24 protein-coding genes are annotated in these 24,047 nt (G+C 48.7%); 15 read left to right on the top strand and 9 right to left on the bottom strand.

From position 1 onward, the window contains the following. The first annotated feature begins 9 nt into the window (after positions 1-9). From flgM to HRH59_RS10260, 5 genes are all read left to right on the top strand, one after another. Complete coding sequence (flgM, locus tag HRH59_RS10240) at positions 10-303, top strand: flagellar biosynthesis anti-sigma factor FlgM (RefSeq protein ID WP_173501172.1); 294 nt, start codon at positions 10-12, stop codon at positions 301-303. Beyond that, positions 300-731, top strand: a complete 432-nt coding sequence (gene flgN / locus HRH59_RS10245; RefSeq protein ID WP_173501173.1) for a flagellar export chaperone FlgN — start codon at positions 300-302, stop codon at positions 729-731. Before flgM ends, flgN begins: the two co-directional genes overlap by 4 nt. Before the next feature lie 35 nt (positions 732-766). Next, a complete protein-coding gene (locus HRH59_RS10250; protein ID WP_173501174.1) occupies positions 767-1,216 on the top strand; it encodes a bactofilin family protein in 450 nt (149 codons plus the stop codon). 23 nt (positions 1,217-1,239) lie between these two features. Continuing rightward, positions 1,240-2,439, top strand: a complete 1,200-nt coding sequence (locus HRH59_RS19555) for a GGDEF domain-containing protein (RefSeq protein WP_173501175.1) — start codon at positions 1,240-1,242, stop codon at positions 2,437-2,439. Between the two features lie 101 nt (positions 2,440-2,540). Further along, positions 2,541-3,158: a TetR family transcriptional regulator gene (locus HRH59_RS10260; protein WP_173501176.1), complete on the top strand. Its 618-nt coding sequence runs from the start codon at positions 2,541-2,543 to the stop codon at positions 3,156-3,158. A gap of 97 nt (positions 3,159-3,255) precedes the next feature. Here the strand turns inward: HRH59_RS10260 and HRH59_RS10265 are convergent, their stop codons facing one another. Together HRH59_RS10265 and HRH59_RS10270 are read right to left on the bottom strand one after the other, a co-directional pair. Then, positions 3,256-6,372 (bottom strand): efflux RND transporter permease subunit, encoded by a 3,117-nt coding sequence (locus tag HRH59_RS10265; protein WP_173501177.1) that lies wholly within the window; start codon positions 6,370-6,372, stop codon positions 3,256-3,258. Between the two features lie 12 nt (positions 6,373-6,384). Beyond that, on the bottom strand, positions 6,385-7,527 hold the full coding sequence (locus tag HRH59_RS10270; protein ID WP_173501178.1) for an efflux RND transporter periplasmic adaptor subunit: 1,143 nt from the start codon (positions 7,525-7,527) through the stop codon (positions 6,385-6,387). 316 nt (positions 7,528-7,843) lie between these two features. On the opposite strand from HRH59_RS10270, the gene HRH59_RS10275 reads away from it, so the two are divergent. Both HRH59_RS10275 and HRH59_RS10280 read left to right on the top strand, forming a co-directional pair. Further along, complete coding sequence (locus HRH59_RS10275) at positions 7,844-8,755, top strand: pirin family protein (protein WP_173501179.1); 912 nt, start codon at positions 7,844-7,846, stop codon at positions 8,753-8,755. A 43-nt stretch (positions 8,756-8,798) separates the two neighbouring features. After that, entirely contained in the window at positions 8,799-9,197 is a 399-nt protein-coding gene (locus HRH59_RS10280; protein WP_173501180.1) for an OsmC family protein, read from the top strand. A gap of 26 nt (positions 9,198-9,223) precedes the next feature. On the opposite strand, the gene HRH59_RS10285 is transcribed toward HRH59_RS10280, so the two are convergent. Together HRH59_RS10285 and HRH59_RS10290 are read right to left on the bottom strand one after the other, a co-directional pair. Beyond that, positions 9,224-9,724, bottom strand: coding sequence for a hypothetical protein (locus tag HRH59_RS10285; RefSeq protein ID WP_231702452.1), 501 nt, complete (start codon positions 9,722-9,724; stop codon positions 9,224-9,226). 71 nt (positions 9,725-9,795) lie between these two features. Then, the gene (locus HRH59_RS10290) at positions 9,796-10,737 is read right to left on the bottom strand and encodes a hypothetical protein (RefSeq protein ID WP_173501182.1); all 942 of its coding nucleotides are present in this window, start codon (positions 10,735-10,737) and stop codon (positions 9,796-9,798) included. 214 nt (positions 10,738-10,951) lie between these two features. Here HRH59_RS10290 and HRH59_RS10295 point away from each other — a divergent pair, with 214 nt between their 5' ends. The 5 genes from HRH59_RS10295 to HRH59_RS10315 all read left to right on the top strand — a co-directional run bounded on the left by HRH59_RS10295 (position 10,952) and on the right by HRH59_RS10315 (position 15,736). Next, positions 10,952-11,548, top strand: a complete 597-nt coding sequence (locus tag HRH59_RS10295) for a class I SAM-dependent methyltransferase (protein WP_173501183.1) — start codon at positions 10,952-10,954, stop codon at positions 11,546-11,548. 2 nt (positions 11,549-11,550) lie between these two features. Further along, positions 11,551-13,080, top strand: coding sequence for a S24 family peptidase (locus tag HRH59_RS10300; RefSeq protein ID WP_231702453.1), 1,530 nt, complete (start codon positions 11,551-11,553; stop codon positions 13,078-13,080). Positions 13,081-13,132: 52 nt separating this feature from the next. Then, positions 13,133-13,927 carry a hypothetical protein gene (locus HRH59_RS10305; protein ID WP_173501184.1) on the top strand — a complete coding sequence of 265 codons (795 nt, stop codon included), beginning with the start codon at positions 13,133-13,135 and terminating at the stop codon, positions 13,925-13,927. A gap of 166 nt (positions 13,928-14,093) precedes the next feature. Next, complete coding sequence (locus tag HRH59_RS10310; protein WP_173501185.1) at positions 14,094-15,413, top strand: type II toxin-antitoxin system HipA family toxin; 1,320 nt, start codon at positions 14,094-14,096, stop codon at positions 15,411-15,413. After that, positions 15,410-15,736, top strand: a complete 327-nt coding sequence (locus HRH59_RS10315) for a helix-turn-helix domain-containing protein (RefSeq protein WP_173501186.1) — start codon at positions 15,410-15,412, stop codon at positions 15,734-15,736. Before HRH59_RS10310 ends, HRH59_RS10315 begins: the two co-directional genes overlap by 4 nt. On the opposite strand, the gene HRH59_RS10320 is transcribed toward HRH59_RS10315, so the two are convergent. Beyond that, entirely contained in the window at positions 15,714-16,337 is a 624-nt protein-coding gene (locus HRH59_RS10320) for a chlorophyll a-b binding domain-containing protein (protein WP_173501187.1), read from the bottom strand. The two genes, HRH59_RS10315 and HRH59_RS10320, sit on opposite strands and share 23 nt — an antisense overlap. Positions 16,338-16,520: 183 nt before the next feature. On the opposite strand from HRH59_RS10320, the gene HRH59_RS10325 reads away from it, so the two are divergent. Next, positions 16,521-16,706, top strand: coding sequence for a YgaP family membrane protein (locus HRH59_RS10325; protein WP_173501188.1), 186 nt, complete (start codon positions 16,521-16,523; stop codon positions 16,704-16,706). A gap of 80 nt (positions 16,707-16,786) precedes the next feature. Here the strand turns inward: HRH59_RS10325 and HRH59_RS10330 are convergent, their stop codons facing one another. The 4 genes from HRH59_RS10330 to HRH59_RS10345 form a co-directional block, all read right to left on the bottom strand. Then, positions 16,787-18,583 (bottom strand): DUF885 domain-containing protein, encoded by a 1,797-nt coding sequence (locus HRH59_RS10330; RefSeq protein WP_173501189.1) that lies wholly within the window; start codon positions 18,581-18,583, stop codon positions 16,787-16,789. Positions 18,584-18,794: 211 nt separating this feature from the next. Continuing rightward, positions 18,795-19,541: a hypothetical protein gene (locus HRH59_RS10335; protein WP_173501190.1), complete on the bottom strand. Its 747-nt coding sequence runs from the start codon at positions 19,539-19,541 to the stop codon at positions 18,795-18,797. A gap of 147 nt (positions 19,542-19,688) precedes the next feature. Continuing rightward, positions 19,689-19,913: a hypothetical protein gene (locus HRH59_RS10340; protein ID WP_173501058.1), complete on the bottom strand. Its 225-nt coding sequence runs from the start codon at positions 19,911-19,913 to the stop codon at positions 19,689-19,691. Between the two features lie 91 nt (positions 19,914-20,004). Continuing rightward, positions 20,005-20,406 carry a group I intron-associated PD-(D/E)XK endonuclease gene (locus HRH59_RS10345; protein WP_173501191.1) on the bottom strand — a complete coding sequence of 134 codons (402 nt, stop codon included), beginning with the start codon at positions 20,404-20,406 and terminating at the stop codon, positions 20,005-20,007. A 507-nt stretch (positions 20,407-20,913) separates the two neighbouring features. Between HRH59_RS10345 and HRH59_RS10350 the strand changes: the two genes are divergently transcribed. Next, entirely contained in the window at positions 20,914-22,893 is a 1,980-nt protein-coding gene (locus HRH59_RS10350; RefSeq protein WP_173501192.1) for a DEAD/DEAH box helicase, read from the top strand. After that, positions 22,890-23,534: a hypothetical protein gene (locus tag HRH59_RS10355; protein WP_173501193.1), complete on the top strand. Its 645-nt coding sequence runs from the start codon at positions 22,890-22,892 to the stop codon at positions 23,532-23,534. The genes HRH59_RS10350 and HRH59_RS10355 overlap by 4 nt, the downstream gene beginning before the upstream one ends. Positions 23,535-24,047: the final 513 nt, after the last annotated feature.

Here is a 24,047-nt window from a genome sequence, read left to right on the forward strand (position 1 = left end):
ACTACAGCCATGCAAATAGACCCGAAAAACAACCTGCAGGTAAACCCGGTAAACCGGCTGCAGAATGAGCAGCAACCTGCTGCCAAAGCCACGCCAACCGCGGTTAGCGTTAACAATGATGCCCCGGCAAGCCAGGTCAGCGCTTTTAGCCATGCCGTAGCCGAAAGCTATAAGGCGTTGTCAGAGCATGACAGCGTCGACATGGCCAAAGTGCAGCAGTTAAAGCTGGCCATTGCCAATGGCGAGCTGAAACTGGATGACGATGCCATCGTCAGCGCCATGCTGGACATGCATAAGCGATGAGTGCACAGCTGCTGAAACAATTTATCAGCAGCCTGCAACAGGACGTGCAGCGGCTGGATCAACTCAGTCAGTTGCTGGATCAGCAATACGAACTGATGAGCCGGCGTAACACTGCGCCATTAGAGCAGCTGAATCAACAAACGCTGCAACTTATGGCGGCGGTGGAGTTAAGCCATGCTGAACGTGACCAACTGTTGCAGCAGTTTGGTCTGCAGCATAACCGCAGCGGCATGCACAGCCTTGTTAGCCGTTTGCCGGCAGCTGTGCAACAAGGCACGCGACAATTGTTGCAAGAGCTGACACTAAAAGCGCGTTTATGCCATGCGCAAAACGAAAAAAGCGGTAAATTGCTGGCCTCCCAGCGCCAGTTAATGCAAAAACTTACCGGGATGCACAGCCGTACCAGCTACCCCGCCATGCCGCTGTAAAACCGCGGCCGGTTTACTACAGGAAGCCCATAGCCATGTTCTCTGCCAAAACTGACAGCGTAAAAGCCAGTCCGAAAAATGCGACTTTAATTTCCCAGGGTTGTGAGCTCGAAGGCGAGCTGATACTGGATTGCCATATGCAAATTGACGGCCAGTTACTCGGCCAAATTCGTTGCAGCCATTCGGTTACGGTAAGCCAACCGGGCCGGATAAAAGGCAAAATTTATGCCGACCACATTATTATTAAAGGCCGTGCTGAAGGCGAGTTTTATGCAGACCGTGTCGAGATCCTGCAATCCGGTCTGGTCAGCGGTACCATTTACAGCGATAATCTCAGCATTGAGCAAGGCGGCCGCTTTATCGGCGAAATTCATGCTGCCGACAGCCAAAAAGAACTGCGGCTGAAGGACAAGCCTGCCGCCGTTGGCAACAGCCGTGATGTAAAGGCATTAAATGTCGCTACTACTACAGGCGCTGCCGGCTAAACCCTTTTGCTATTGAGGTTCAGGTGCATCTTTTTGTTTTATTGCCGCTATTGCTGCTGATTGTACTGCAATGGATGTTACCTGAACTGATGCTTACGTTCAGCGCTGCTTTCCCGCTGCTTATCTACGCCATGTTGGGCCTTACCGGGCTGTTGGCAGGCCTGATGCGGCAATGGAACTGGCTGTACACCCTCAGCTTACTGGCCAGCCATTATTGGGTAGTGCAAAGCGCCTTACAACAACCCCTGACTAACGCCGACACCGCTGCTATCGCCATAGTGCTGCCGTTGGCTTTCACTGCAGTAATGCTGTTGCTGCAACTGCAAAATAAACCGCAACTGCCTACCCCACGCGGCATTTCACTGTTGCTGCTTACTGTACTGGTGCCGATTGCCATCTTGCTGTTGCCGTTAGCCGGCGTGTTAGCTAACGCCGGTTTGCCGGCAGCATTTTTACAGCCGGTAAGCACAACCTTGCTGTTTAGCTGGGGCCAACTGTGGTGGATGGCGGTTGTTGCCGCCTGCTGGCTGGGTTTGCTGAACTTTTACGCCGCCGGCAGCCAACGTTGGGGCCAGTTTGGCGCCTGGTTAGCTATCATGGTGTTTTATCTGGCCATTCAACAGCCACATATGTCCGGCTGGATGACACTGGCCGCCTGCTTTGCCCTGCTGTTCAGCTTAGCCAGCCAAATGCTGCAACTGGCCTATATCGACGAGCTGACGCAACTGCCGCAGCGGCGCGCGTTGCTCAGCCACTTAAGCCGGCTGGGCCGGCGCAGTGCTTTAGTAATGCTGGATGTCGATCACTTTAAAAAGTTTAACGACACCTGGGGCCATGATGTCGGCGACCAGGTATTAAAACTGCTGGGTTCTGTGCTGGGCAGTGAGCGCGGCGTCAAAGCTTACCGCTACGGCGGCGAAGAATTTACCCTGGTGTTCAGCCACAACAATAAAGACAACCTGGCAGAAAAACTGGAGCAGGTGCGTGCGGCGGTAGCGGACTACCCGCTGGTGATCCGCCAGCAAACCCGGCCGAAAGACAGCAGCGAAGGCAAACAACAGCGTGGTAAAGACGCCGGCAGCAAAACCGTGCACATAACCATCAGCCTCGGCTGTGCCATCCGCCAAAGCGGCGAAAGCACTACCGCCTTGCTTAAACGCGCCGACGAAGCGCTGTACAGCGCAAAAAAAGCCGGCCGTAATCAGGTAGCATTTGCACGCTAAACCGTCCATTGCCAACGGCCAGATTAGGTTAGGCCGAAACCGTTAAGTTATGTTAAAATTGCTGCCGTATTAAGCAGATAACATGGTTAAGAGACAGCAAAATGGTTAGACGTACCAAGGCCGAAGCAGAGAGCACCCGCGCCGCCATTTTAGATGCGGCAGAAGTGTTGTTTTTTCAGCACGGCGTGTCACGCACTACACTGGAAAAAATTGCCGTTGCCGCCAACGTTACCCGCGGCGCCATTTACTGGCACTTTGAAAATAAAGCCGATTTATTTAACGCCATGATGGAGCGGGTACGCTTGCCGTTTCAAACCATGTTAACCGAATTAGATAACGACACCAACGCTGAACCTTTTGCGCAGTTGCAGCAGTTATTTACCAATGGCCTGCAACTGATTGCCGCCAGCGAGCAAAAGCAGCGCGTACTCACCATCGTATTTCATCGCTGTGAATATATCGACGAGCTTAACCCCGCCGTAACCAAACAAGATGAATTAGACGCGCAAACCGTGGCCGTAATGCAACGCGCCTTTGAACGTGCCGCAGCAGCCGGTACCTTGCGCGAGGGTGTATCGCCGGCGTTGGCCGCCAATGCTATGCATATGTATGTTGGCGGTATCATCAGTAACTTCTTATTACGCCCGCAGCAGTGCGATCTGCAACAACATGCGCCGGCGCTGATTAATACCATGTTGCAAGGCCTGAAAAATCCTTAACCGGTTAGCTCAGCCATAAAAAAACCGGCAAGTCAGCGTGGGACTGAAATGCCGGTAAAGGTACAAACTGTCGGGCAGCTTAGCTGCCCGTAATGTTTCAGCCGCGCCTTATTGCTCTGCCGCTTGCGCTTTTAGCAAAAAAGCGCATTATCACCAGATAAAACACCGGCACTAAAAACACTGCTAATACCGTGGCTGATATCATGCCGCCCAGTACACCGGTACCAATGGCATTGCGGCTGGCCGAACCGGCACCGCTACTTATTACCAACGGCAGTACGCCCAGCGAAAACGCCATTGAGGTCATAATAATCGGCCGCAGGCGTAAGCGTACTGCTTCGAGTACCGCAGCGGTCAGCTCTTTACCCTGCTGTTGCAGCTCGCGGGCAAACTCGACAATTAAAATGGCGTTTTTCGACGCTAAGCCCATGGTGGTTAATAAGCCTACCTGGAAGTACACATCATTACCCAGGCCGCGCATATAGGCAGCAATTAAGGCGCCGATAATACCCAGCGGCACTACTAAAATTACCGCAAACGGTACGCTCCAGCTTTCATACAGCGCCGCCAGACATAAAAATACTACCAGTATTGATAACGCATACAGCGCCGGCGCCTGCGAGCCGGACAGTTTTTCCTGATACGAGGTCGCCGTCCACTCAAAGCCAATACCCGGCGGTAACTGGCTGATCAGCTGCTCCATGGTGGCCATGGCATCGCCCGAGCTGGTGCCCGGTGCCGGCTCACCCTGAATCTCCATCGCCGACACACCGTTGTAGCGCTCCAGCCGCTGCGGGCCATATACCCAGTCGCTGCTGGCAAACGAGGCAAAGCTGACCATCTCACCGCTGTTGTTACGCACATACCAGCGGTTAATATCTTCCGGCGTCATGCGAAACTGTGGCTCGGCCTGCACATACACTTTTTTCACCCGGCCACGGTCGACAAAGTCATTAACATAGGTAGAGCCCCAGCCAATAGACAAGGTTTGGTTAATGTTGCTGAGCGATACGCCCAGTGCCTGCGCTTTAAGCTGGTCTACTGAGATTTTCAGTTGCGGCGCATCTTCCATACCATTGGGGCGTACACCCACCAGGTTGGCTTGCTGCGCGGCCATCCCAAGTAACTGATTACGCGCATTAAGCAAGGCTTCGTGGCCGACACCGCCGCGGTCTTGCAAGAACAACGAGAAACCGGTAGCACGGCCAAGCTCAGCAATCGGCGGCAGGTTAAAGGCAAAAATCTGCGCTTCTTTTACCGTGCCGAAAAAGCCCCAGGCACGGCCGATAACCGCTTGTACGCTATCGGCAGGGCCGCGCTCGCTCCAGTCTTTTAACCGCACAAAGGCCAGGCCCATATTCTGGCCACGGCCGGCAAAACTGAAGCCCGATACGGTAAATACCGATTGCACCGCAGGCTCAGACACATAATGTGCCGACACTTTATCCAATACCGCTTCAGTGCGCTCCTGGCTGGCGCCGGTAGGCAGCTGTACCATGGATAAAAATACGCCCTGATCTTCTTCCGGTAAAAACGAGGTAGGCAAGCGCATAAACATCACTGCCATTACCGCAACGATAGCGCCGTACACCAGCATCGAGCGCTTTGGCCGTGCCAACATACCGGCAACACCGCGCTGATAATTGCGGTTGGTGCTGTCAAAACCACGGTTAAACCAGCCGAAAAAGCCGCCTTTGGCGTGATGATCGCCGTTAACCGGTTTTAACATAGTGGCACACAGTGCCGGGGTAAAAATTAACGCCACCAGCACCGACAACGCCATGGCGGTTACGATGGTAATAGAGAACTGCTGATAAATAGCACCGGTGGCACCACCGAAAAACGCCATTGGCACAAACACTGCCGACAACACCAAACCAATGCCCACCAGAGCGCCGGTAATTTGTCCCATCGATTTGCGCGTAGCTTCTACCGGGCCCAGGCCCTCCTCAGACATTACCCGCTCAACGTTTTCCACTACCACTATGGCGTCATCTACCAGCAAACCAATCGCCAGTACCATACCAAACATGGTCAGGGTATTAATGGTAAAGCCAAACACCGACATAATACCAAAGGTGCCCAGCAGTACTACCGGCACCGCCAGCGTAGGAATAAGCGTGGCGCGAAAGTTCTGTAAAAACAGATACATCACCAGGAACACCAAAATAATGGCTTCAATCAGGGTTTGTACTACCGAACTTATCGACACCTCAACAAAGGGCGTGGTGTCATAAGGAATAACCGTGCTTAAACCTTCAGGAAAATACGGCTCCAGTTCGGCCAGTTTGGCCCGCACCGCATCAGCGGTATCCAGTGCGTTAGCGCCGGTGGCCAGCTCAATGGCCAAACCGGTGGCCATTTTGCCGTTGTAGCGGGCAATAACTGAATAATCTTCACCGCCCAGTTCAATCCGTGCCACATCAGACAGCTTTACCATAGCGCCGTCGGCATTCACTTTCAGTAAAATCTGGCCGAATTCTTCCGCCGTCGTCAGCCGGGTTTGCGCCAGTATCGCCGCATTAAACTGCTGGCCGGGTAGCGCCGGAGCACCGCCTAACTGACCGGCTGTTACCTGATTATTTTGCACCTGAATAGCCGAGGTAACATCAGCCGGCGTCAGCTGATACTGGTTCAGCTTATCGGCATCTAACCACACCCGCATAGCGTACTGGCTACCAAACACCTGCACATTACCCACCCCGGTGGTGCGGCTGAGCGGATCTTTAACATTAGCCACCACAAAGTCGGCAATATCATCGCGTGCCAGGCTGCCATCTTCTGAGATAAAGCCCACCACCATCAAAAAGCCGCCGCTGCTTTTGGCAACGCGAACGCCGTTTTGCTGCACTTCTTGTGGTAACAACGGCAAGGCTTGCTGCAGCTTGTTTTGCACCTGCACCTGGGCAATATCGGCATCGGTGCCGGTTTCAAAGGTCAGGGTTAAGCTGACATTACCGGAAGAATCTGAATTAGCAGACATATACATCAGGTTATCCAGGCCATTCATCGCCTGCTCAATCACCTGAGTTACCGCATCCTCCGCCGTTTGCGCCGAGGCACCACGGTAAGAGGCACTGATACTGATCGCCGGTGGCGCAATACGCGGGTATTGCTCTATCGGTAATTGTTTAATCGATAAAAGACCGGCCAGCATAATCACAATGGCGATTACCCAGGCAAAAATAGGCCGGTTAATAAAAAAGTTAGCCATCTGCTGCTCCCGTTATTCTGTCGCAGTCTGGCTATCTGCAGCCTTTGCGTTTACCGCATTTACCGCAGCGCCGGGGCGTATTTTTTGTAAGCCCGCTACTATGACTTTGTCACCGGCGTTAAGGCCCGACAGTACTTGCCAGCTTTGGTCCACCGTACGGCCAATTTCAATCAACCGGGCTTCTGCCTTGTTGTCGCTGTTTACTATCATTACCGACGCCTGGCCTTTTGGCGTGCGGCTTACCGCAGCCTGCGGCACTAACAGGGCATTGTCATCGCTGCCATGGTGCAAACGGGCGCGCACAAACATGCCTGGTAGTAAATCACCGGTTTTATTCGGAAATACCGCCCGCAGCGTAACCATGCCGGTGCCCGGGTCTACGTTAACTTCAGAAAACTGCAGACTGCCCTGGTGCGCATATTCGCTGCCGTCATCCAGCAGCAAATCAACGCTTACCGCTTCGCTGCTGTCGCCGCGCAGTTGTTTTTTCAGCTTTAACAGCTCAGAGCTGGACTGGGTTAAATCAACATAGATCGGGTCTAACTGGCGAATCGTCGCCATAACCTGGCTTTGGTTGGCAGTAAGCAAGGCGCCCTCTGTTACCAGCGAGCGGCCAATCTGGCCACTGATCGGCGCGCTAATTTCGGTGTAATCCAAATTTATCTGCGCACTTTGTAGGGCGGCTGCACTGCTGGCAACGGCGGCATCAGCCTGCATTAATGTGGCCAGTGCATCGTCATAATCCTGCTGGCTTACCGCTTTGCTGCTTAACAAGCCTTTATAGCGGTCGGCTTTTAGCTTAGCGTTATGCTGCACCGCTTTGCTGCTGGCCAGATTGGCTTTGGCATTGGCTAATGCTGCCTGGTAAGGCGCCGCATCAATTTTGTATAACACCTGGCCGGCTTCTACTAACTGGCCTTCGGTAAATAAGCGTTGCTGTAAAATGCCGTTTACCTGTGGCCGGATCTCAGCCTGGCGGTAATCAGTAGTGCGACCGGGTAGCTCTGAAGTTAGCGCCAGCGCCGTGGTAGCCAGAGTTACCACTTCAACTTCCGGTGCCGGCGCGCTTTGCGCAGCGCCTTGCTGTGGCTCGCTACAGGCCACCAAAGTTAATGCTGCCAACGCAACAGTTAACAGCTTTACATTTAAACGCATACAAACTCCTGTGAGACACTGCCTTAACACGCTGTGCACAGCTTAGGCAGAATAAGATTGGCAATATACATACAAGAGTGTATGTAATCAAGCGCCGTGGCTAACCCCCGCGACCAACAGCCGGAAAAAGCTGACCAATGGTAAACTGTGTCCAGTATAGCCTGTGCCGTAGGCCGGGCCGGCAGCAAACAGTGCAAAAAACTATAGTTAATCGACAGTTTTATTAACTCTTTATTCTGCCCAACTTATCCTATACTGTTGATTTCTTTCAACCTGCTGCGCCATCTGGCGGTTGCAATACAATCGGATACCCATCATGAGCACTGAAACCAAAGTAAACGAGCAGGATTGCGATATCGATAACGGCTGCGGTGCCATCGATTTACTTATCCAACCACGCGATAAAGACCTGGGCGGCTTTTCCGTGCGCCGCAGCCTGCCCACTAAAGAGCGTAAAATGGTCGGGCCGTGGATTTTCTTCGATCATATGGGCCCGGCCGAATTTGCCGCCGGCAAAGGCATCAGCGTAAGGCCCCACCCGCACATTAACCTGGCTACCGTCACTTACCTGTTTGAAGGCGAAATACTGCACCGCGACTCGTTAGGCAGTTACCAAACCATTACCCCTGGCGATATCAACCTGATGGTCGCAGGCCGGGGCATTACCCACTCTGAGCGCGAGCGGCCTGAAGTTACCGCCACAGCGCATCGCCTGCACGGCCTGCAACTGTGGCTGGCCCTGCCTGAAGCCGACGAAGAAATTGCCCCGGCGTTTTACCACTACCCCGGCGCCGGCATCCCTGCCGCCAGCATCGACGGCGTGGCCGTGCGGGTATTAATGGGCAGCGCATACGGCTATACCTCACCGGTAAAAACCTACGCCCAAACCCTGTATGTCGAAGCCGAATTAAAAGCCGGCCAAAGCCTTACCCTGCCCAACTGTGCCGAGCGCGCCATTTACGTTGCCAAAGGTGAATTACAGCTAAAAGATACCACAGTGCCCGAACACGCCATGGTCATACTGCACGCCGCTGAGGGCGTGGTAATAACAGCCAACGCCGACAGCCGCATTGCACTTATCGGCGGTGAAAGCATGAACAAGCGTTATATAGAGTGGAATTTTATCTCCAGCCGCAAAGAGCGTATCGAGCAAGCCAAGCAAGATTGGCAAGCCGGCCGCTTTGCTAAAGTTGTCGGTGATGAAGACGAGTTTATTCCGTACCCTTAATGCCCGACATTAACCCGGGCAAGCCAACCAAAACAGGTGCAGCATGAGCATAGAACTACGTAAAAGCGACAGCGGCATATACCGCCAAACCATTCGTATTAATCAGTACACCGTCTTTGCCGACGTCGCCAAAGACCTCGGCGGTGATAACAGCGCCCCCGATCCGCACGACTACTACGACGCCGCCCTGGCGGCCTGCAAAGCCATCACGGTAATGATGTACGCCAAGCGCAAACAACTACCGCTGGACTATATCGACATCGTAATAGAGCGCGACAACAGCCGCGAAGCCCAGGGTGTCTATGTGTTAAACGTTACCTTAAGCCTGCTGGGGCAATTAACCGACGAGCAAAAAAGCCAACTGGCGGCCATCGCCGATAAATGCCCGATCCATAAGCTGATGACAGCAGCGACCACAGAGGTGAATACGAGTTATAGCTAACCGGCCGGTGCCAGTTCGCTATAGTTCTATTGATAGCGCTGTTTGTATTGAGCGATTAATAATTCAATCTGTGCGGTGACTTCGTCAACAGAGGGGCGCTTACCAGCGACTTCTTGTTCGTCAAACCAATCCAGCACTTCACCGTTAACCAAATACGATAATTCATGGCAGTATTCCGGCTGGCGCACCCATACTTGCGAGGCAAAAGGCGAAGGATTCTCAAGCTTGCTGCAATGCGTAAAACCATTCGCAGCTACATAGCCAGGTAACCAAAAACCCAGCACAATGCGCAGCACAAAAGCCCCGGCCAACAACACCAATGACACTTTTACCCACAATGCAAAATGCTGCTCTGGCAAACGGCCGAAATGCCGCCGCAACATAATGTAAATTGACATCAAGAAAATGGGTGCAGCAATTAAACCAGGTATTACCATCATGGATACTCTGAGGTAAAACGCTTGCGCATCCAAACTGCTAAGCTGGTGTAAAAACTCAGCGGAAAAAAAGGCGTATCCAGCAGTCATAGCTAACATTACTACTGACAAAGAAACTGCCAGCCCTTTTTTACGTTCAAAATTCTCAGTCTGCAGCGGCATTACTCTAAGCTCCACTTCGGGACTGCAAATAACTTATGTAAAAACGCCAGCGTATCTTCGCTCCACTGAGTTTTTAACTTTTTAGATTTCATTTCTGCTCTGAGCATATCAGTTTCAATTTGAGCTTGAGCTTCTGATAGCATCTGAGAAATATGACGGCCAAGTTGTATATGCTCATCAATCAACAGAAACAGAGTTGTTGCGAGTACGCCAACGGCCAATACGATTAAAAGTGGCCCAACAATTAAAGTTGCGGAGCCTCCTGCAATCAAGGACAGAAACCCCAGAGCTATCGCCGAGGCGGCTCCAGCATAAATAACATCTGCCGCTACACCTCCCACAAAGTCATGCCAAGTTTTTTGATCATTTAGCAGCTGATCAACAGCATGAAAACCCACTGATAATACCAATGAAAGCACAAAGCCTGTTCGAATCGATTTAACAGCATCTGTCTTACCTATACCCATTGACAGCACTTTGGGGTGGCTAGCCAGATAGCGGGTGCCGGTTAGATGCTGCCTCAGCGCTGGATAGCCTTTAATAATTACATAAGTACGGCCATGGAAATTTTTAATCTGGTATTTCGTCAGTATATTGCCGCCTTTACTTAAATCTTTTGCCAGCACGGCCAGTGCAGCAGCATCTACGGTTACAGGAATAGCAGACGTAAAAATTTTAACTTGGTCATCATAGCGGCGCCATAGCTGGCCTAACGCCGGACTTTGAAGCACTAATTGCTCCATCCACGCCCGGATCTGTGCTGATTGCATACCTTGCTGGCGTTTAATATTTACCGCCAGTTCAAAAAACTCATTTTCGTTCATCACAAACATAGTGTGTGAATTGGCAGCTAATGCCTTGGCCAGCGCTTCTCTTTGCTGATTTTGCTGCGCTTGCTGGCGAATTTGGTTAGTACGTTGAATATCGTGCAGTGTTTTCATAAGAGGGCTTCATCCTTGAAAACCGGAAATATAACACAGTTTACATTTTAAGAACAATTCGCAACTCTGATGTTTACCCAACCAAGCGCGACTATTCTGCGAACGCAGAACATATACAATGAGCCTGCATCTGCAATACTCAGATGCACTACTTTGAAATAGTAAAGAACACAGGTAGTATCAAGGCGTTTGTAGCGACATCACGGCCAGATAAATGTCATCTGAAACAATAGATTATTACAATCAGCATGCAGCGGAATATGTGCAGGCAACGGTTAACGTCGATATGGCTGCACTGTATGCTGAGTTTCTGCCTATGGTTAAATCCGGTGGCCATATTCTGGATGCCGGTTGCGGCAGTGGCCGTGATGCTTATTATTTTCAGCAGTTGGGCTTTACCGTCAGTGCTTTTGATGCCAGTACAGCAATGGCGAAAATTGCCAGTGAGCGTTTACAACAAACTGTTACAGTGCTTAGCTTTGAGCAACTGGATGAACCGGAAACCTTTGATGGCATTTGGTGTTGCGCCAGCTTACTGCATGTCGCCAGCAAAACCTTACCTGCTGTTTTCTCCCGGTTACAACGGGCGCTTAAACCAACGGCGGTGTTGTATGTGTCGTTTAAATATGGTGACTCAGAGCGTGAAGTAACCAGCCGACGTTTTACCGATATGAACGAGCAACAACTAACAGCACTGCTGGCAGATATACCAGGGCTAACACCTAAAAAAATCTGGTTAACCTGCGACCAGCGGCCAGAGCGTGACAACGAAAACTGGCTTAATGCATTACTGATAAAGGAAGCTGTTTAGCTATGGCTGGTATGCAACAGCAGCTCGACTTTATCGCTTATATCCAGCGCATGTTAAATGAAGGCGACTTTAGCGCTACCTATAAGTTCGCCCTATTGCATGCTATTGCCGATATCTGCGTTGAACACCCATTGCAACAACCAGACAGCGAACTGGTTATTACATTGGATGAACTGGTAGATAAATTTATCCTGCTGTACTGGCATCATGCTGTGCCTTTTACCGCCGGCAGTAACGGCGATGCCGCGCTGCTAAAACAAAACACTGGTAAACAATCCAAAGTGATCAGTGTGTTGTACGAATGTCAGCAAAATAATATTCGAAATATCCGCCAGTTAAAACAAAGCCAATACTGGTCCGAGATTTATCGCGCTACGCTGGCAACATTAAAAGATGGCCCCCTATGGCGCTTGCAGATCTTGTCTAAGCAAGCAGAGTGTTTTTTATATCTGCATACCAATAGCAGCAAGTTTATTACGCTGAATTCAGGTATCGCTTATTCGTTTCGTCGCTTTTATGATCTGGTAGTGTACCTGGCAAAAAATGCCTGGCTGCAGAAAATTCAAAGCATTAAAGACAACCAACAGCTGATAGGCCCGCAAAGCCAGTTGCAGCAGTTTTTATTTGGTGTCGATCGTAATGCATTGAATAAAGCGCGGCCGGTACTGATTGAAATTCAGCGTGGTCAATGTTTTTACTGCAATAAACCGCTAAACAATAACAGCGCCGATGTTGATCACTTTATTCCGTTTGCCCGCTACTCCACCGACCTGGGCCACAACTTTGTTGCTGCCCACAGCGCTTGTAACAACAGCAAACGAGATCATTTAGCAGCGCAGCGACATCGTGACAACTGGCAACAGCAAAATCTGGTAGAGCACACTGCGGTACTAAGTTCTGAGCTGGCAGCGTACTTTTACTGTGATGCCGAAAAATCACGCGCAGTAAGTGACTGGGCTTACAGTGTTGCACAGGCCAACGGCGCTAAATTGTGGCTAAGCAAAGATGAGTTTGTGTATGCTGGTACCACTACCACAGTAGTAGCTAAACCGTTGATACTGCACATTAATGCACTTGCCGCCAATGATCAGGTCGCAACGGAACAGGCCGCCGACAGCCTGTTGCTACCCTATTTTCCTGACATTAAAATTGCCTGCGGCCATTTTAAAACCGGCGATGCCGGTAATGCCGAACACGTTGCAGCCCCAATTGGGTTTGGCACGCTTAACCCGGAAAAACACTTCTTAGCCCACGCCAGCGGCAACTCAATGAACGGAGGCAAGAACCCTATATTAGACGGCCAACTGCTTTTGCTGGAGCTGATTAGCCCGACCAGCGCAGGCTCTTTGCAAAACTGCACTGTTGCCATAGAACGTCAGGATGCAAGTGGCGACAACCAATATCTACTGCGTGATGTTAAAAAGGTCGCTGACGGGCAATACCTGTTAATAGCTAAAAACACGGATTATCCGCCACTTGCAGCCGATGAAACCATGCGAACTTTCGCCAGGCTAAAAGGCATCGTTGAATAACCCCAACACCCTCCCCCCAATTTAGTTATAATCCTCAGCTTTGGACGCTACTATGCCAACTGATACCGATTACAACCTGCTGGTACCCACCCGTAGCAACCACTTTAACACCTGCTATTACTGCGGTTGCATTGCCGCTACGCATGACTATGCGCCGCCGCAACAGTACCTGGAGTTTTACCTGGCCACCCGCGAGGCCAGTGAGTTTTTAAAAATACCCAGCTGCAATGAGTGCCATGAACTGCTGAAAACCTGCAAGGCCGGCACCTTGGATGAGCGGCACAAATTTGCCAAAACCAAACTGGCTAAAAAGTATGCCAAAGCGCTGAGCATTTATGACATGTGGACGGTGGAAGAGTTGGAAGGGCTGGATTTTAGCCTGCGCCACAGTATTGAAGCGGGCTTAAAGCTGGGCGCGGAAACTACCGAGCGGCTTAACTTTTTTGGTTTTGACTATGAAGCCGGTGGTGTTAGCCAACAGGTGCACGATAGCGCCCCGCTGCACTTTGACGTGTTTGGCGAAAGCTTTGATAGCTTTCGTGAGGCGCTGGATTTTGCCAGTAAAGCCTACCGCATACCGAAAAACGCCTTAAAAGAAGCCTTTGCTGATAACGGCAACAGCTTTGAGCAGGCGATTAACACCATACACCAGCAAGCGGCAGAGAAAGAATTTAACCAGCAGCTAAAACAGCAGTGCGCGGCCTTTGCCAAACAGCATAAACAAGCGGTAATTTTTGTGCACAAACAGGTAGAGCGCTACCTGAGTGAAAACATTGATATGACCATAACCGAAGCACTGCAGCATTTATATGACACCCGGGTAAAACCGGCCGCCGCCAGGCGTTAAACTTAAGCCTTAACCGCGCAGGGTTTAGCAAGCCAATTATTTGTCTAATATGTCAGACAAATAATTGTCTTTCTAGCAAAATTGCGCCTTATGTTAGACAAAAAATTGTCCTTTCTGGCTTTTTGTACGCTATATTAGACAGAACCGCAGCAACTGAAAAACATTTATGCAGCTTACTTTGCAAGCTTTTAATGATGGCCACTGGCAGGATGCTTTTGTTATTACCATCGCCTCCCCGGAGGCAGGTAAACATAGCAGGGTATCTTTGCAGGCCCGGACAACATATGCCGCAGCTTATTTTGATGAAACGGGCTCACGTAGTTTTTCGGCAATGTACCCGGTTAACCCTATGGACGTGTACAGCTTTACCAGTTGGCCCGGCGTGTTTGAAGATATTATGCCGATGGGCTACGCCCGCGCGCTGTGGCTGGATATGCTGGGCCTGCAGCAACAGCCGGTTGCCATGCAGGATATCACCTTATTGCAAGCCGGTACCATTGCACCTGTGGGTAACTTGCGCCTGAAAGAGTCTGTTGAAATGGCCGCAGTGCAACAGGTAACTGCACTGCAGCAAATGCGCTTTGAACAACAGCAGGTAGTAGAGCGCAACCATGACTTTCTAAACTATGCCAGGCAGCGCGGCGCAGTGTCGGGCGGCGCAACAGGTGCCGGTGGTGCTGCACCTAAATTGTTGGTCAGGCTAACCCCGCAGCGCGAGGTGTGGATAGACACCCTGCAAAACGATAACAGTGCAGATGAGCACTATCTGGTGAAGTTTCCACGCGGTAACACTGCGATAGACCAGGATATTTTGCGCACGGAATACCACTACTACTGTGAATTGGCAGAGCTGGGGTTCGCCAGCATGGACGTTACCAAACTGCAGCTACACGAAGGTAGCAAGCAGCCCTCGCTTTGGTTACCGCGCTTTGACAGGGCGTTTATTGCCGGTGCTGTACAACGTTATGGTGTTGAGTCTGTGTTCTCGCTGTTAAATAAACCCGCTGGCAGCCACTTGAAACATGAAGAGGTATTAAAAGCGCTTACACAAGTGGTTAATAGCCAAACTACGGCAGAATTAACCGCAGAATACCTGAAGCGTGATTTGTTAAACATCGTATTTGGTAACTCTGATAACCATGGCCGCAATATGGCGGTGCTAAAACATGCGGCGGTGGTATCACTGGCCCCTATTTATGACTTTGCCCCAATGAAGGCAGACCCGGAAGTGGTTATGCGTACAACCCATTGGAGCAACACATTTGAGCGCGGTGGAGATATTGACTGGCTGGAGTTATGTGACAGCCTGGCCTGTTATGGTGAACCTGAATTGTTTAAAACTGAATTACGCCAATTGGCCGCCAAACTACAACACTTAGCCGGGCGCTTAACCAAGCGCGGCGTACCGGCCAGTATCATGCAGATGCCGGTGATGGGCTTTGCTTATCTGGAAACCAGGCTGCAAAAGTGGGGATTATTAGCATGACACAACAAAAACGCCGGACGGACGCGGTGCCGGATCGCTTTGAACTAAAGCAACGTCTGGTGCAGCAAATGTTGTCGGGCAACACAACTCTGGGCCAGATTGGTAAAGCCTTACGCACCGGAGGCTTGCAGATGTCACAAACCGAAGTTTGCAAACTTACCGGTTTGAGCCGCCAGGTTGTCAGCGATATAGAAAACGATAATGGCAACCCGCGGTTAGATAATTTACGCAGCTATTTTAAATTGCTCGGATTAGAACTGGCGGTGCTGCCACGCCAACGCACTGAACTGGATAGCTTGCTTAAGCCCTATACTGAGGTTTAACCACAAAGCCGCGGGCGCCTAAATCCAGCGCCAGCGCGCGCAGTTCGCTTTGCTGTGCTACCGGCGCATAGGCAAAGCAGGTGACCTGTAAGCCCGCATCGCTGGCGCTGTGGATAAACTGGCACACCTCGCTAAAACCCAATTGTGTTGGCTTAACCGCCTGCTGATACGCCGGCGGATTGCTGGCCGGCAGGTAAATTTCCAGTTTTTCTACTTCCAGCGCTATAAGCTGTTGGCATAATGCCGTGGCCTCGCCGGGTGCCACCAGACCATAACTGACTAAGGTTACCGGCACGCCATGGCGTTTGGCTTTGAACGCCGGTAAAAACTCCGCCAGCAAGTCCATGTGTAGCAGCGGATCGCCGATACCGGCGATGGCCAGGCCCTGCAGCTCAAACTCGGTAGAGGCGCCTTGCTCGTAACCGGCCTTATAGGCCTGCTCTGCTGCATCCAGTAATTGCTGTGCTGTCGGTGCCGGCATAAGTTGCGCCGCCAAAGCACTGTTGCCGGCCAGCTGCAGCAAGGATTGCGCCGCCGGTAAATGGCTACCGCAGTGCAGAGTTAAACGCTGCTGATCAAAATAATGGTAAGACGATGACATTGAGCTGCTCCACAAAAAGCCTGAGCAGAAAGTATCACATGCCGGTTTTACTGTCTTGTTGCAACGGCATTGACCTGTTGCACGATATATTGACGCAGCGCAAGTTTTAGCGCGATAACCTTAGCAGCGGCCATCAAAGCCGGACTATCATAAATAAGGTTACGCTAATTTATGGAGTGAGTGATGCAAGCAAACGTAGGTGGTATTGATAAAGGGTTGCGTATTATTGCCGGTATGACATTAATGACGCTGGCCGCAACCGGCACCATAGGTGTATGGGGCTGGCTGGGCATAGTGCCGCTGTTGACCGGATTATTTAACTTTTGCCCGCTGTACAGCTTGCTGGGGATTAAAACCTGTAAGGTGTAACACAACAGCCGCCATAGCGGCATAACCCTAAAAGCTAAACCAACCGACAGCTACGGTTGTGTTTAGCTTTTTAGTTAATGTTAGTGACGGCTACTGCTGCTTTTGGCAGCGGTGGCAATAAAGCGCTCCATTTCGGCCTCAAGAATTTCCAGCGGCAGCGCACCATTGGCTAATAACGCATCATGAAACGCCCTGATGTCGAAGTTGTTGCCCAGCGCCAGCTCCGCTTTGGCGCGCAGCTGGCGAATTTTAATTTCACCCATTTTGTACGACAGCGCCTGGCCGGGCCAGGAGATATAGCGGTCTACCTCGGCGCGCACATTGGCTTGTGATAACGAGGTGTTGCTTGATAAAAAGTCCAGCGCTTGCTGGCGGCTCCAGCCCTGCGAGTGAATGCCGGTGTCGATCACCAGCCGGCAGGCGCGCCACATTTCATAGCTGAGACGGCCAAATTGTTGATAAGCGTTTTCATACACGCCCATTTCCACGCCAAGCCGTTCGGCATACAAGCCCCAGCCTTCGCCATAGGCGCTTAAATATAAATTACGCCGAAACTGTGGCACATTTTCCAGCTCTTGTGACAAAGCGCTTTGTAAGTGGTGGCCAGGTACCGACTCGTGCAGCGTTAAGGCCACCAGTTCATACAAGGGCCGCTGATCCAATGAGTCGGTATTAAGCCAATAGGCACCGCCACGGGTGCCGCCAATCGCGGCTGAATTATAAGAGGCGGTGGTGTAGTTCGGCGCGATTTCGGCCGGTACCGGTACCACACCATAAGGCAGGCGTGGCAGCTTGCCGAAAAACTCCGGCAGGCGGTAGTCAATGCGCTTGGCAATGTAAGAGGCTTCTTTTAGTAACTCACGCGGCGTGCTGGCATAAAACTGCGGATCGGTGCGTAAAAAGTGGGTAAAGTCGGCAAAACTGCCGCTAAAGCCGCTTTGTTTTATCAATTCGTCCATTTCAGCGCGGATACGTTTTACTTCAGCCAGGCCGGTGTTGTGGATCTCAGCCGGGTCCATATCCAGGGTAACGTAAGTGTTTATAGTATGGCGGTAATAGGCTTTGCCGTTGGGTAATTGCTCTGCCGCTAAGCTGACAGTGGCAGCCTGCATGTAATCGCCTTCGAGAAAATCGGCTAACCGTGCAAATGCCGGTAATGCAACCTGCGCAATAGCCTGTTTTGCGGCATATTGCAGCTGCTGTTGTTCGGCTTTGGAAAACGCCGCCGGCAGCTCTTTAAACGGCTGGTACAGGCTGCTTTGCTCCGGGTCGTTGTACACCTGTGCCCGCACCGTGGGGGCTATGCCCTGAATAACAATTTTCGGCAATACAAAGCCGTCTTTTATACCCTGACGCATATTATTGATGTTCTCATCAAAGTAGCGGCCAAAATCCTTGATGCGACTGATATAGTCTTGATAATCAGTTACTTTCGGCATGGCCAAGCCACTGCTGGCATCTAACGCCAGACTCCAGAAACTGTAAAAGGTATTGGCCGGAATGCGATCCAGAAACAGTTGGTTGGCTTGAATCGAATTGCGCAGCACCCAGCTAAGCAACTGATGATTAACCCGGTCGGCATCGCTTAATTGTTCCGGCGCAATCGCCTCCAGCCGCTTCAGCAGCTTTTGCTCGCTGGCCAGACGCCGCGCACGGTCTGCCGCTGTAACACCCGGCAAGCGGTCATTGTAGCCGGCCAACCCCATGCGGCCGGCGGTAACCGGATCTTCCTGCAGGCTGTATTGCCAGTGATCGTCAATCACCTGCTGCAGTTGCTCCGTTGCAGTAGCGGCCAAAATGGCCGGGGCTGCGGCCAATAAAGCCAGACTAAATAAAACATGCGTTAATAACGTTATAAGTTTACGGGACCTGAGCACGGGTGTTCTCCAGACTAATCAAAGGGCTGCGTTTTATCGCTTTACCTTAGCATGACAGCGCTGAAAGCAGGCAATTTTCTAACCCATGCGGTAAACGGTTGAGCGCATTCCTGCCCTCACCCTACGGGCCAGCGGAGCTGTTCCAAATCGTTCCTAACCATTTGACAAAAATGGCAAGTAGCAGTCCGCCGCAAACACCACGGGAGAAGTATCAATCAAGATCGTCGATAAAAGCAGGAAGCTGATTAAACCTTTTCAATAGCGAACGTATACGAGCGTTTAACTTAAGGTATTTGGAATAGACTTTTGGATTGCCATAGTGCTCTTCCAACTTGGATAGCGTGATCCGGCTCATCTTGTGCAGCTTTTCTAAATTCTCTCTTCCTTCACCTCGTTGAAATAGATAAATACTTTCAGTATTTAGTACATCTTCAATGCGATTTGAGCAATCCACACCGAAGAAACCATCACCATAGTTGGTAAAACCGATACTTAATAAACCATTTTCACCCGTAAAATGCTCTACAATACTCCGGTCAAAAATAACTCTTGGCCAATCTGCATATTGGCTTTCAAGTTCATAGGCTTTAATCATAGCCGGGCCAAAGACGCCATCCGCTCGATGGTATAGCTTTCCATAAGCCATGCCGCCTCGTAGAGCGATAGCTTGGTTCAGATACGTATCCTGCAGCATTTTTACAGTAGCAGTAACCAGGATGTTCGATGCTTCTGCAACATCCTCGTTTTTAACTTCGATAGAGAGCACGATGCAATCGCTAAATGTAGTGGCAATAGGGCTGCTACCAATTTTTTCCATGTAATCCTTGCTGGATTTAAGCTCACGCTTAATTTTTCGGATAACTTGATGAACGGCATCACAATTTTCTCCCTTTACCAAGGCCGAAAAGCCCAAAATATCAAGGAAAAGGCAGAGTCTGTTTTGGTAGGTGTGGCTCATTTCTTACTGCCTAAAGTAGCTACGTTTTCGTAACCAGTATCAGTTAAATGGAAATCAAAACCGCCCATGTCATACAGCATCGCTTTAGGTATGTTGTACAGCACGAGCACAGATTTACAAAGAGTGTCAGGCATGTAGTTCAGATGCTCATTCGCCTTTCTTGTGCTTGTGGGGCTTTAAATCAGGGTGACCCTTCTTTTTCTCTGGCGTAACACGCTGGCGTTTATCTGGCGTGCCATCTTCATTTTTTCTTTTTGGGCCTGGCTTAATACTCACATTTAACTCCCTGCACTTGTCGCTCTGTTTGAAAAATGAACAGATAAGATAGTGATGCCGTTGATATAACTCAAGAACAAGTGGCAATAATTCCATTAGACTCAATTAGTGAAATTAGGGCAAAGAAACCTGAAACTGAGTAAACAGGTGGAATCGCCGCCCTAATAATCAAAGGAAATCCACGCAATTAAATCTTGGCAAACGCATGTGAAAAGTGCTTTTGATGTTTGTGAAATCGCTGCCCGCCGGCTGCATTTAAACGTTTTTGATTACAGTTGAAAGGCTTGATTACGTAACCCCAATTACCCTTTTGTGAGAAGTAGATCACGTAGTCGATTTTGGTATCAGTGTTTTTCCACTGGTTCTTCACCAGAACGGTATCATCAGTGGCTTCCAGTGACTTTATCTGAACCCGATAAAACACATGGCCGTCAGAAATGACCAAATCAGTTTTGCGACCATGGTCTAAAGCTGGGTGAAATACTTCCCAGCCATCATTCATAAAGAGGCTGGCGGCATATTGCTCAAAAGAGTGGCTTTGGTAATGACGATGTTGTTCTGAAGCTAAAACAGAGGTTTTAAGTGGCATAGTTAATCCAAAAATTAATGCCGCTGCGTGTTTTGTGGCTACATCGCTAACGACAGAGACAACCTTTTGGTTTGTCCCTAAATAATTTAAGAAGCACTATACAACGTATCGTTTGTATCGAGCAGTAACGGAGGCCAGTCCCGAATTTCTGAGATATCCTCATACTCTTCGTTAATACTGCTATCAGCCCCTCAGGGGCGTGTTTCCAGTTCGGTTGTAAACTTAAACCAGACACTGACGTTCGTCAATACAGCCAAGCTAAAATGCATTTGCTACCTTGGCCAGGCAATAATCACACGCCTGCACCAATGGAGGCTTGAAATCTGTCAAAGCGCTTTTCGCTCTCACTTGGAGTTCTGTAAATAAGTGTACTACTGAAAGCTTTGTAATCGTACATGGAAGAATTTTAATGGCTTTAAGCCTACGATGTGATTAATCTAATCAATTAACTACTCTCAATTCTAAGCAGCCTAACCAAATTTTTAACTTGGCTCGGAGCAAATATTTATGTCTTCGTATTGTTATTACTCTCCCGAAGCTCACGACCTGCTCAAGGATACACCACTCTTTGGCGTCATAAATTCATTTGCAGACCAGCGACAAAAGCAAATTTATATACTCAGACAGCCATTATCTAAAAATGACGCTACATATGACTATGAGAATTCCGTAGTGTTATTTACGTCTGGCATGAAACCTTGCTTCATAAACCTTGGCGGAGACGAAGAGGAGTTTGAAGAGTTCACAGATGAGTTCACTGACGATTTATCTTATCTTTCAGAGAAGTTTAAATATAAAGACAAAATTGGTCGTAGAAAAAAATGGCAGGCTTTATTTGTAAGCAGCGACATTTCTAGCTTTAATTTCAGCTTAATCGAAACCGAAAATAGTTCAGAAAAAATCCTAAGCGACCTTATAACATCACTTGTTATTGGCAGCATAAACGATATATCTACAATAAATATTGATGCTGACAATTTACTAGACAAAGTAAAATCAAAAATAATCCTTTTTGATACCGACCAAACAGAATTTGTATTTAGAACCGGCGGTGATAAAAAATATATCATACAAGGACTTGCGGGTTCTGGGAAAACAGAACTCCTCCTTCATAAAATGAAGGAAATATATTCAAAGCGTGATTCAAAGATCGCATTCACTTGTTACAACAGAATACTTGCTTCATCAATGAAATCTCGAATTCCAGACTTTTTTGATTTTATGAGAGTTGAAAAACAGATAGATTGGAATAACAAGCTTTTCTGTTTTCATGCATGGGGAAGTGGGAGAGATCCTTATTCAGGCATGTACAGATATATATGTCACGCCTACGGAATAACATTCGGTACATTTCAAGCAGGAAGTTTTGACTATTTATGTCAAAAAGCAATTAAAGAAATAAATCAATTAACAACTGAATTTAATCAACTTTTTGACTATGTTTTCATTGATGAAAGCCAAGATTTTCCTGAAAGCTTTATTGAGCTTTGCTGCCTTGTCACATCAAAAAAAGTATATGTCGCGGGTGATGTATTCCAGAATATATTTAGCCCGATAGATGGGATGGTGTTTAAGTCTGACTTAGTACTAAGAAAGTGTTATCGCACAGATCCTAGAAACTTAATGTTTTCTCATGCCCTCGGTATGGGGCTATTCGAAAGGCCGGTTCTAAGATGGTTGACTCAACAAGAGTGGGATGCTTGCGGCTACAGATACTCCGAATCAAACGATAGAGTGCAGTTATCTAGGGCACCATTAAGAAGGTTTGAAGATATCCCTACTGAACATGCCAGTACCGTATTGCACACGATTCCTAGCTATGCAGACACAACAGAGCAAATCTTACAAACAATAGAAGACATAATCAAAAGAAACAAGACTGCAACAATAGATGACTTTGCAGTCATACTTCTAGATAGAGATCAGTATATCTACAACGTTATCAATGAAATAAGCAAAGGTATCTATGACAGGTTTAATTGGAAAGTAAATATCTCACATGAATCAAAGATGCGAGTTCCTGGTAGATTTTTTATATCCAACGTTAACAATGCGAAAGGCCTCGAGTTCCCTTTTGTAATCTGTGTAACATTCAACCTTAATAAAACAAGAACATTTCGAAATGCACTATACACGATGATGGCAAGGTCTTTTTTAGAAAGCCATCTGTTACTTGGCATTAATAGAGACAGCGAAGCATTTAAAAGCATTGAAAACGGTTTGGCATTCATAAATAAAAACAATTTTATGGATGTTAGGCTGCCTGAACCAGTCGAAATTGAAAACCAGAGACAAATGATATTAGTCGATGAGAAACCAACTCTGAAACAGCAAATCACGGATTTTTGTGTGGAGCGAGGGGCAACACCTCGTCATATTGCTAAAATGGTGGCAAAAGTAACAAAGAGTATAGGTGACGATGATTATGATGAAGAATATCTCGAAAGATTGTTGGATCTCGAATTCTCGAGGACAAAACAATTTTGACGGCATATATCTACAATAGGGTTCCTCAACACATAATTGACGGATTTCGTGCATCCAGAACTGTTTTTGACCATCTACACAATGTGTTTCAGGTATGTGAGTGCATTAATTATTACAGCGAGCTCAAAGCATCAAATTTACGTGATGGCTTCGATATAATCGTATTTGGCGCACATAATCCGAGAGTATTGGTTAGAAGAGCTAATGGGTTTAGCTGTATTCAACTTCCCTTTCAAATCATTGATGATGGGGAGACTATTTCACTTGTTCTCGAAGATTTCGGCGAAATAGTTGATGGAAGATTTACATCTCTAATGAGATCTGCTTTAAACACAGCATTGGACAGCAATATTTCTACGGACGAAATAGCACTCACCTTAGCAGAATCCTTTGGTTTAGATGTTCAGACAGCATGCCTTTACTGCGATATTTTCTTTCACTTAGTGTCACAAGATCATGGCTACTTTAGGTTTGATGACGACGAGGAAAATCAGAATGGTGATATTCACCCGAGATTTCACTTAGATTTTTTTCTCAACAATACGTCGTCTTTTAAAATTGGGCTTGACCGCCCCATAGAAATCGAAGCCATCGTTTCGATGTTAGACCCATCTAAACCCAAATGGTATTTACGAAAATGATTACTTGATAAGAGCATAAGTTACTTCAGAACATCTGCAAAAGCGGATTGAGACCCGCATTATCAACACTAAAAATAGAAGTTATTTCAAATTTCTGGCAATCACATAAAGATCAACTTGCTATAAATGTGCTACATACGCGCTACACCAACAAATTTAAGACATAAAAAAGGGCTCGATTTCAGCTAAGACCTTGATTTATATGGCATAACCGATAGGATTATTCGGACTGTCCTGCCCTCACCCTACGGGCCAGCGGAGCTGTTCAAAAACGTTCCTGACGTTTTTGTCGAACCTAACGGTTCGCCTCCTACGGGGCTATAAACGCAAAAACCGCCGAAGTGGCGGTTTTGACGTTTATGGTGCACCCGATAGGATTGACTCGCTACATCCTGTAGCTCGCCCTACGGGCGTTGCTCACGCAACGTCCAAAACGGCGGTCCTGCCGTTTTGTCGAACGCAGGTTCTCATCCACAGGTACACAAAACAAAAAACCGCCTGATTGGCGGTTGT

It is taken from the genome of Rheinheimera lutimaris, assembly GCF_013283795.1.
Lineage (GTDB): Bacteria > Pseudomonadota > Gammaproteobacteria > Enterobacterales > Alteromonadaceae > Alishewanella > Alishewanella lutimaris.

Coding starts and splice junctions, on each gene's coding strand:
- HRH59_RS10270 (WP_173501178.1), bottom strand. CDS start 7,527: ATGCGTTTAAATGTAAAGCTGTTAACTGTTGCGTTGGCAGCATTAACT.
- HRH59_RS10295 (WP_173501183.1), top strand. CDS start 10,952: ATGTCATCTGAAACAATAGATTATTACAATCAGCATGCAGCGGAATAT.
- HRH59_RS10345 (WP_173501191.1), bottom strand. CDS start 20,406: ATGCCACTTAAAACCTCTGTTTTAGCTTCAGAACAACATCGTCATTAC.
- HRH59_RS10310 (WP_173501185.1), top strand. CDS start 14,094: ATGCAGCTTACTTTGCAAGCTTTTAATGATGGCCACTGGCAGGATGCT.
- HRH59_RS10300 (WP_231702453.1), top strand. CDS start 11,551: ATGGCTGGTATGCAACAGCAGCTCGACTTTATCGCTTATATCCAGCGC.
- HRH59_RS10315 (WP_173501186.1), top strand. CDS start 15,410: ATGACACAACAAAAACGCCGGACGGACGCGGTGCCGGATCGCTTTGAA.
- HRH59_RS10260 (WP_173501176.1), top strand. CDS start 2,541: ATGGTTAGACGTACCAAGGCCGAAGCAGAGAGCACCCGCGCCGCCATT.
- HRH59_RS10305 (WP_173501184.1), top strand. CDS start 13,133: ATGCCAACTGATACCGATTACAACCTGCTGGTACCCACCCGTAGCAAC.
- HRH59_RS10325 (WP_173501188.1), top strand. CDS start 16,521: ATGCAAGCAAACGTAGGTGGTATTGATAAAGGGTTGCGTATTATTGCC.
- HRH59_RS10290 (WP_173501182.1), bottom strand. CDS start 10,737: ATGAAAACACTGCACGATATTCAACGTACTAACCAAATTCGCCAGCAA.
- HRH59_RS10280 (WP_173501180.1), top strand. CDS start 8,799: ATGAGCATAGAACTACGTAAAAGCGACAGCGGCATATACCGCCAAACC.
- HRH59_RS10275 (WP_173501179.1), top strand. CDS start 7,844: ATGAGCACTGAAACCAAAGTAAACGAGCAGGATTGCGATATCGATAAC.
- HRH59_RS10350 (WP_173501192.1), top strand. CDS start 20,914: ATGTCTTCGTATTGTTATTACTCTCCCGAAGCTCACGACCTGCTCAAG.
- HRH59_RS10340 (WP_173501058.1), bottom strand. CDS start 19,913: ATGGAATTATTGCCACTTGTTCTTGAGTTATATCAACGGCATCACTAT.
- HRH59_RS10265 (WP_173501177.1), bottom strand. CDS start 6,372: ATGGCTAACTTTTTTATTAACCGGCCTATTTTTGCCTGGGTAATCGCC.
- flgM (WP_173501172.1), top strand. CDS start 10: ATGCAAATAGACCCGAAAAACAACCTGCAGGTAAACCCGGTAAACCGG.
- HRH59_RS10320 (WP_173501187.1), bottom strand. CDS start 16,337: ATGTCATCGTCTTACCATTATTTTGATCAGCAGCGTTTAACTCTGCAC.
- HRH59_RS10250 (WP_173501174.1), top strand. CDS start 767: ATGTTCTCTGCCAAAACTGACAGCGTAAAAGCCAGTCCGAAAAATGCG.
- HRH59_RS10335 (WP_173501190.1), bottom strand. CDS start 19,541: ATGAGCCACACCTACCAAAACAGACTCTGCCTTTTCCTTGATATTTTG.
- HRH59_RS10285 (WP_231702452.1), bottom strand. CDS start 9,724: ATGACTGCTGGATACGCCTTTTTTTCCGCTGAGTTTTTACACCAGCTT.
- flgN (WP_173501173.1), top strand. CDS start 300: ATGAGTGCACAGCTGCTGAAACAATTTATCAGCAGCCTGCAACAGGAC.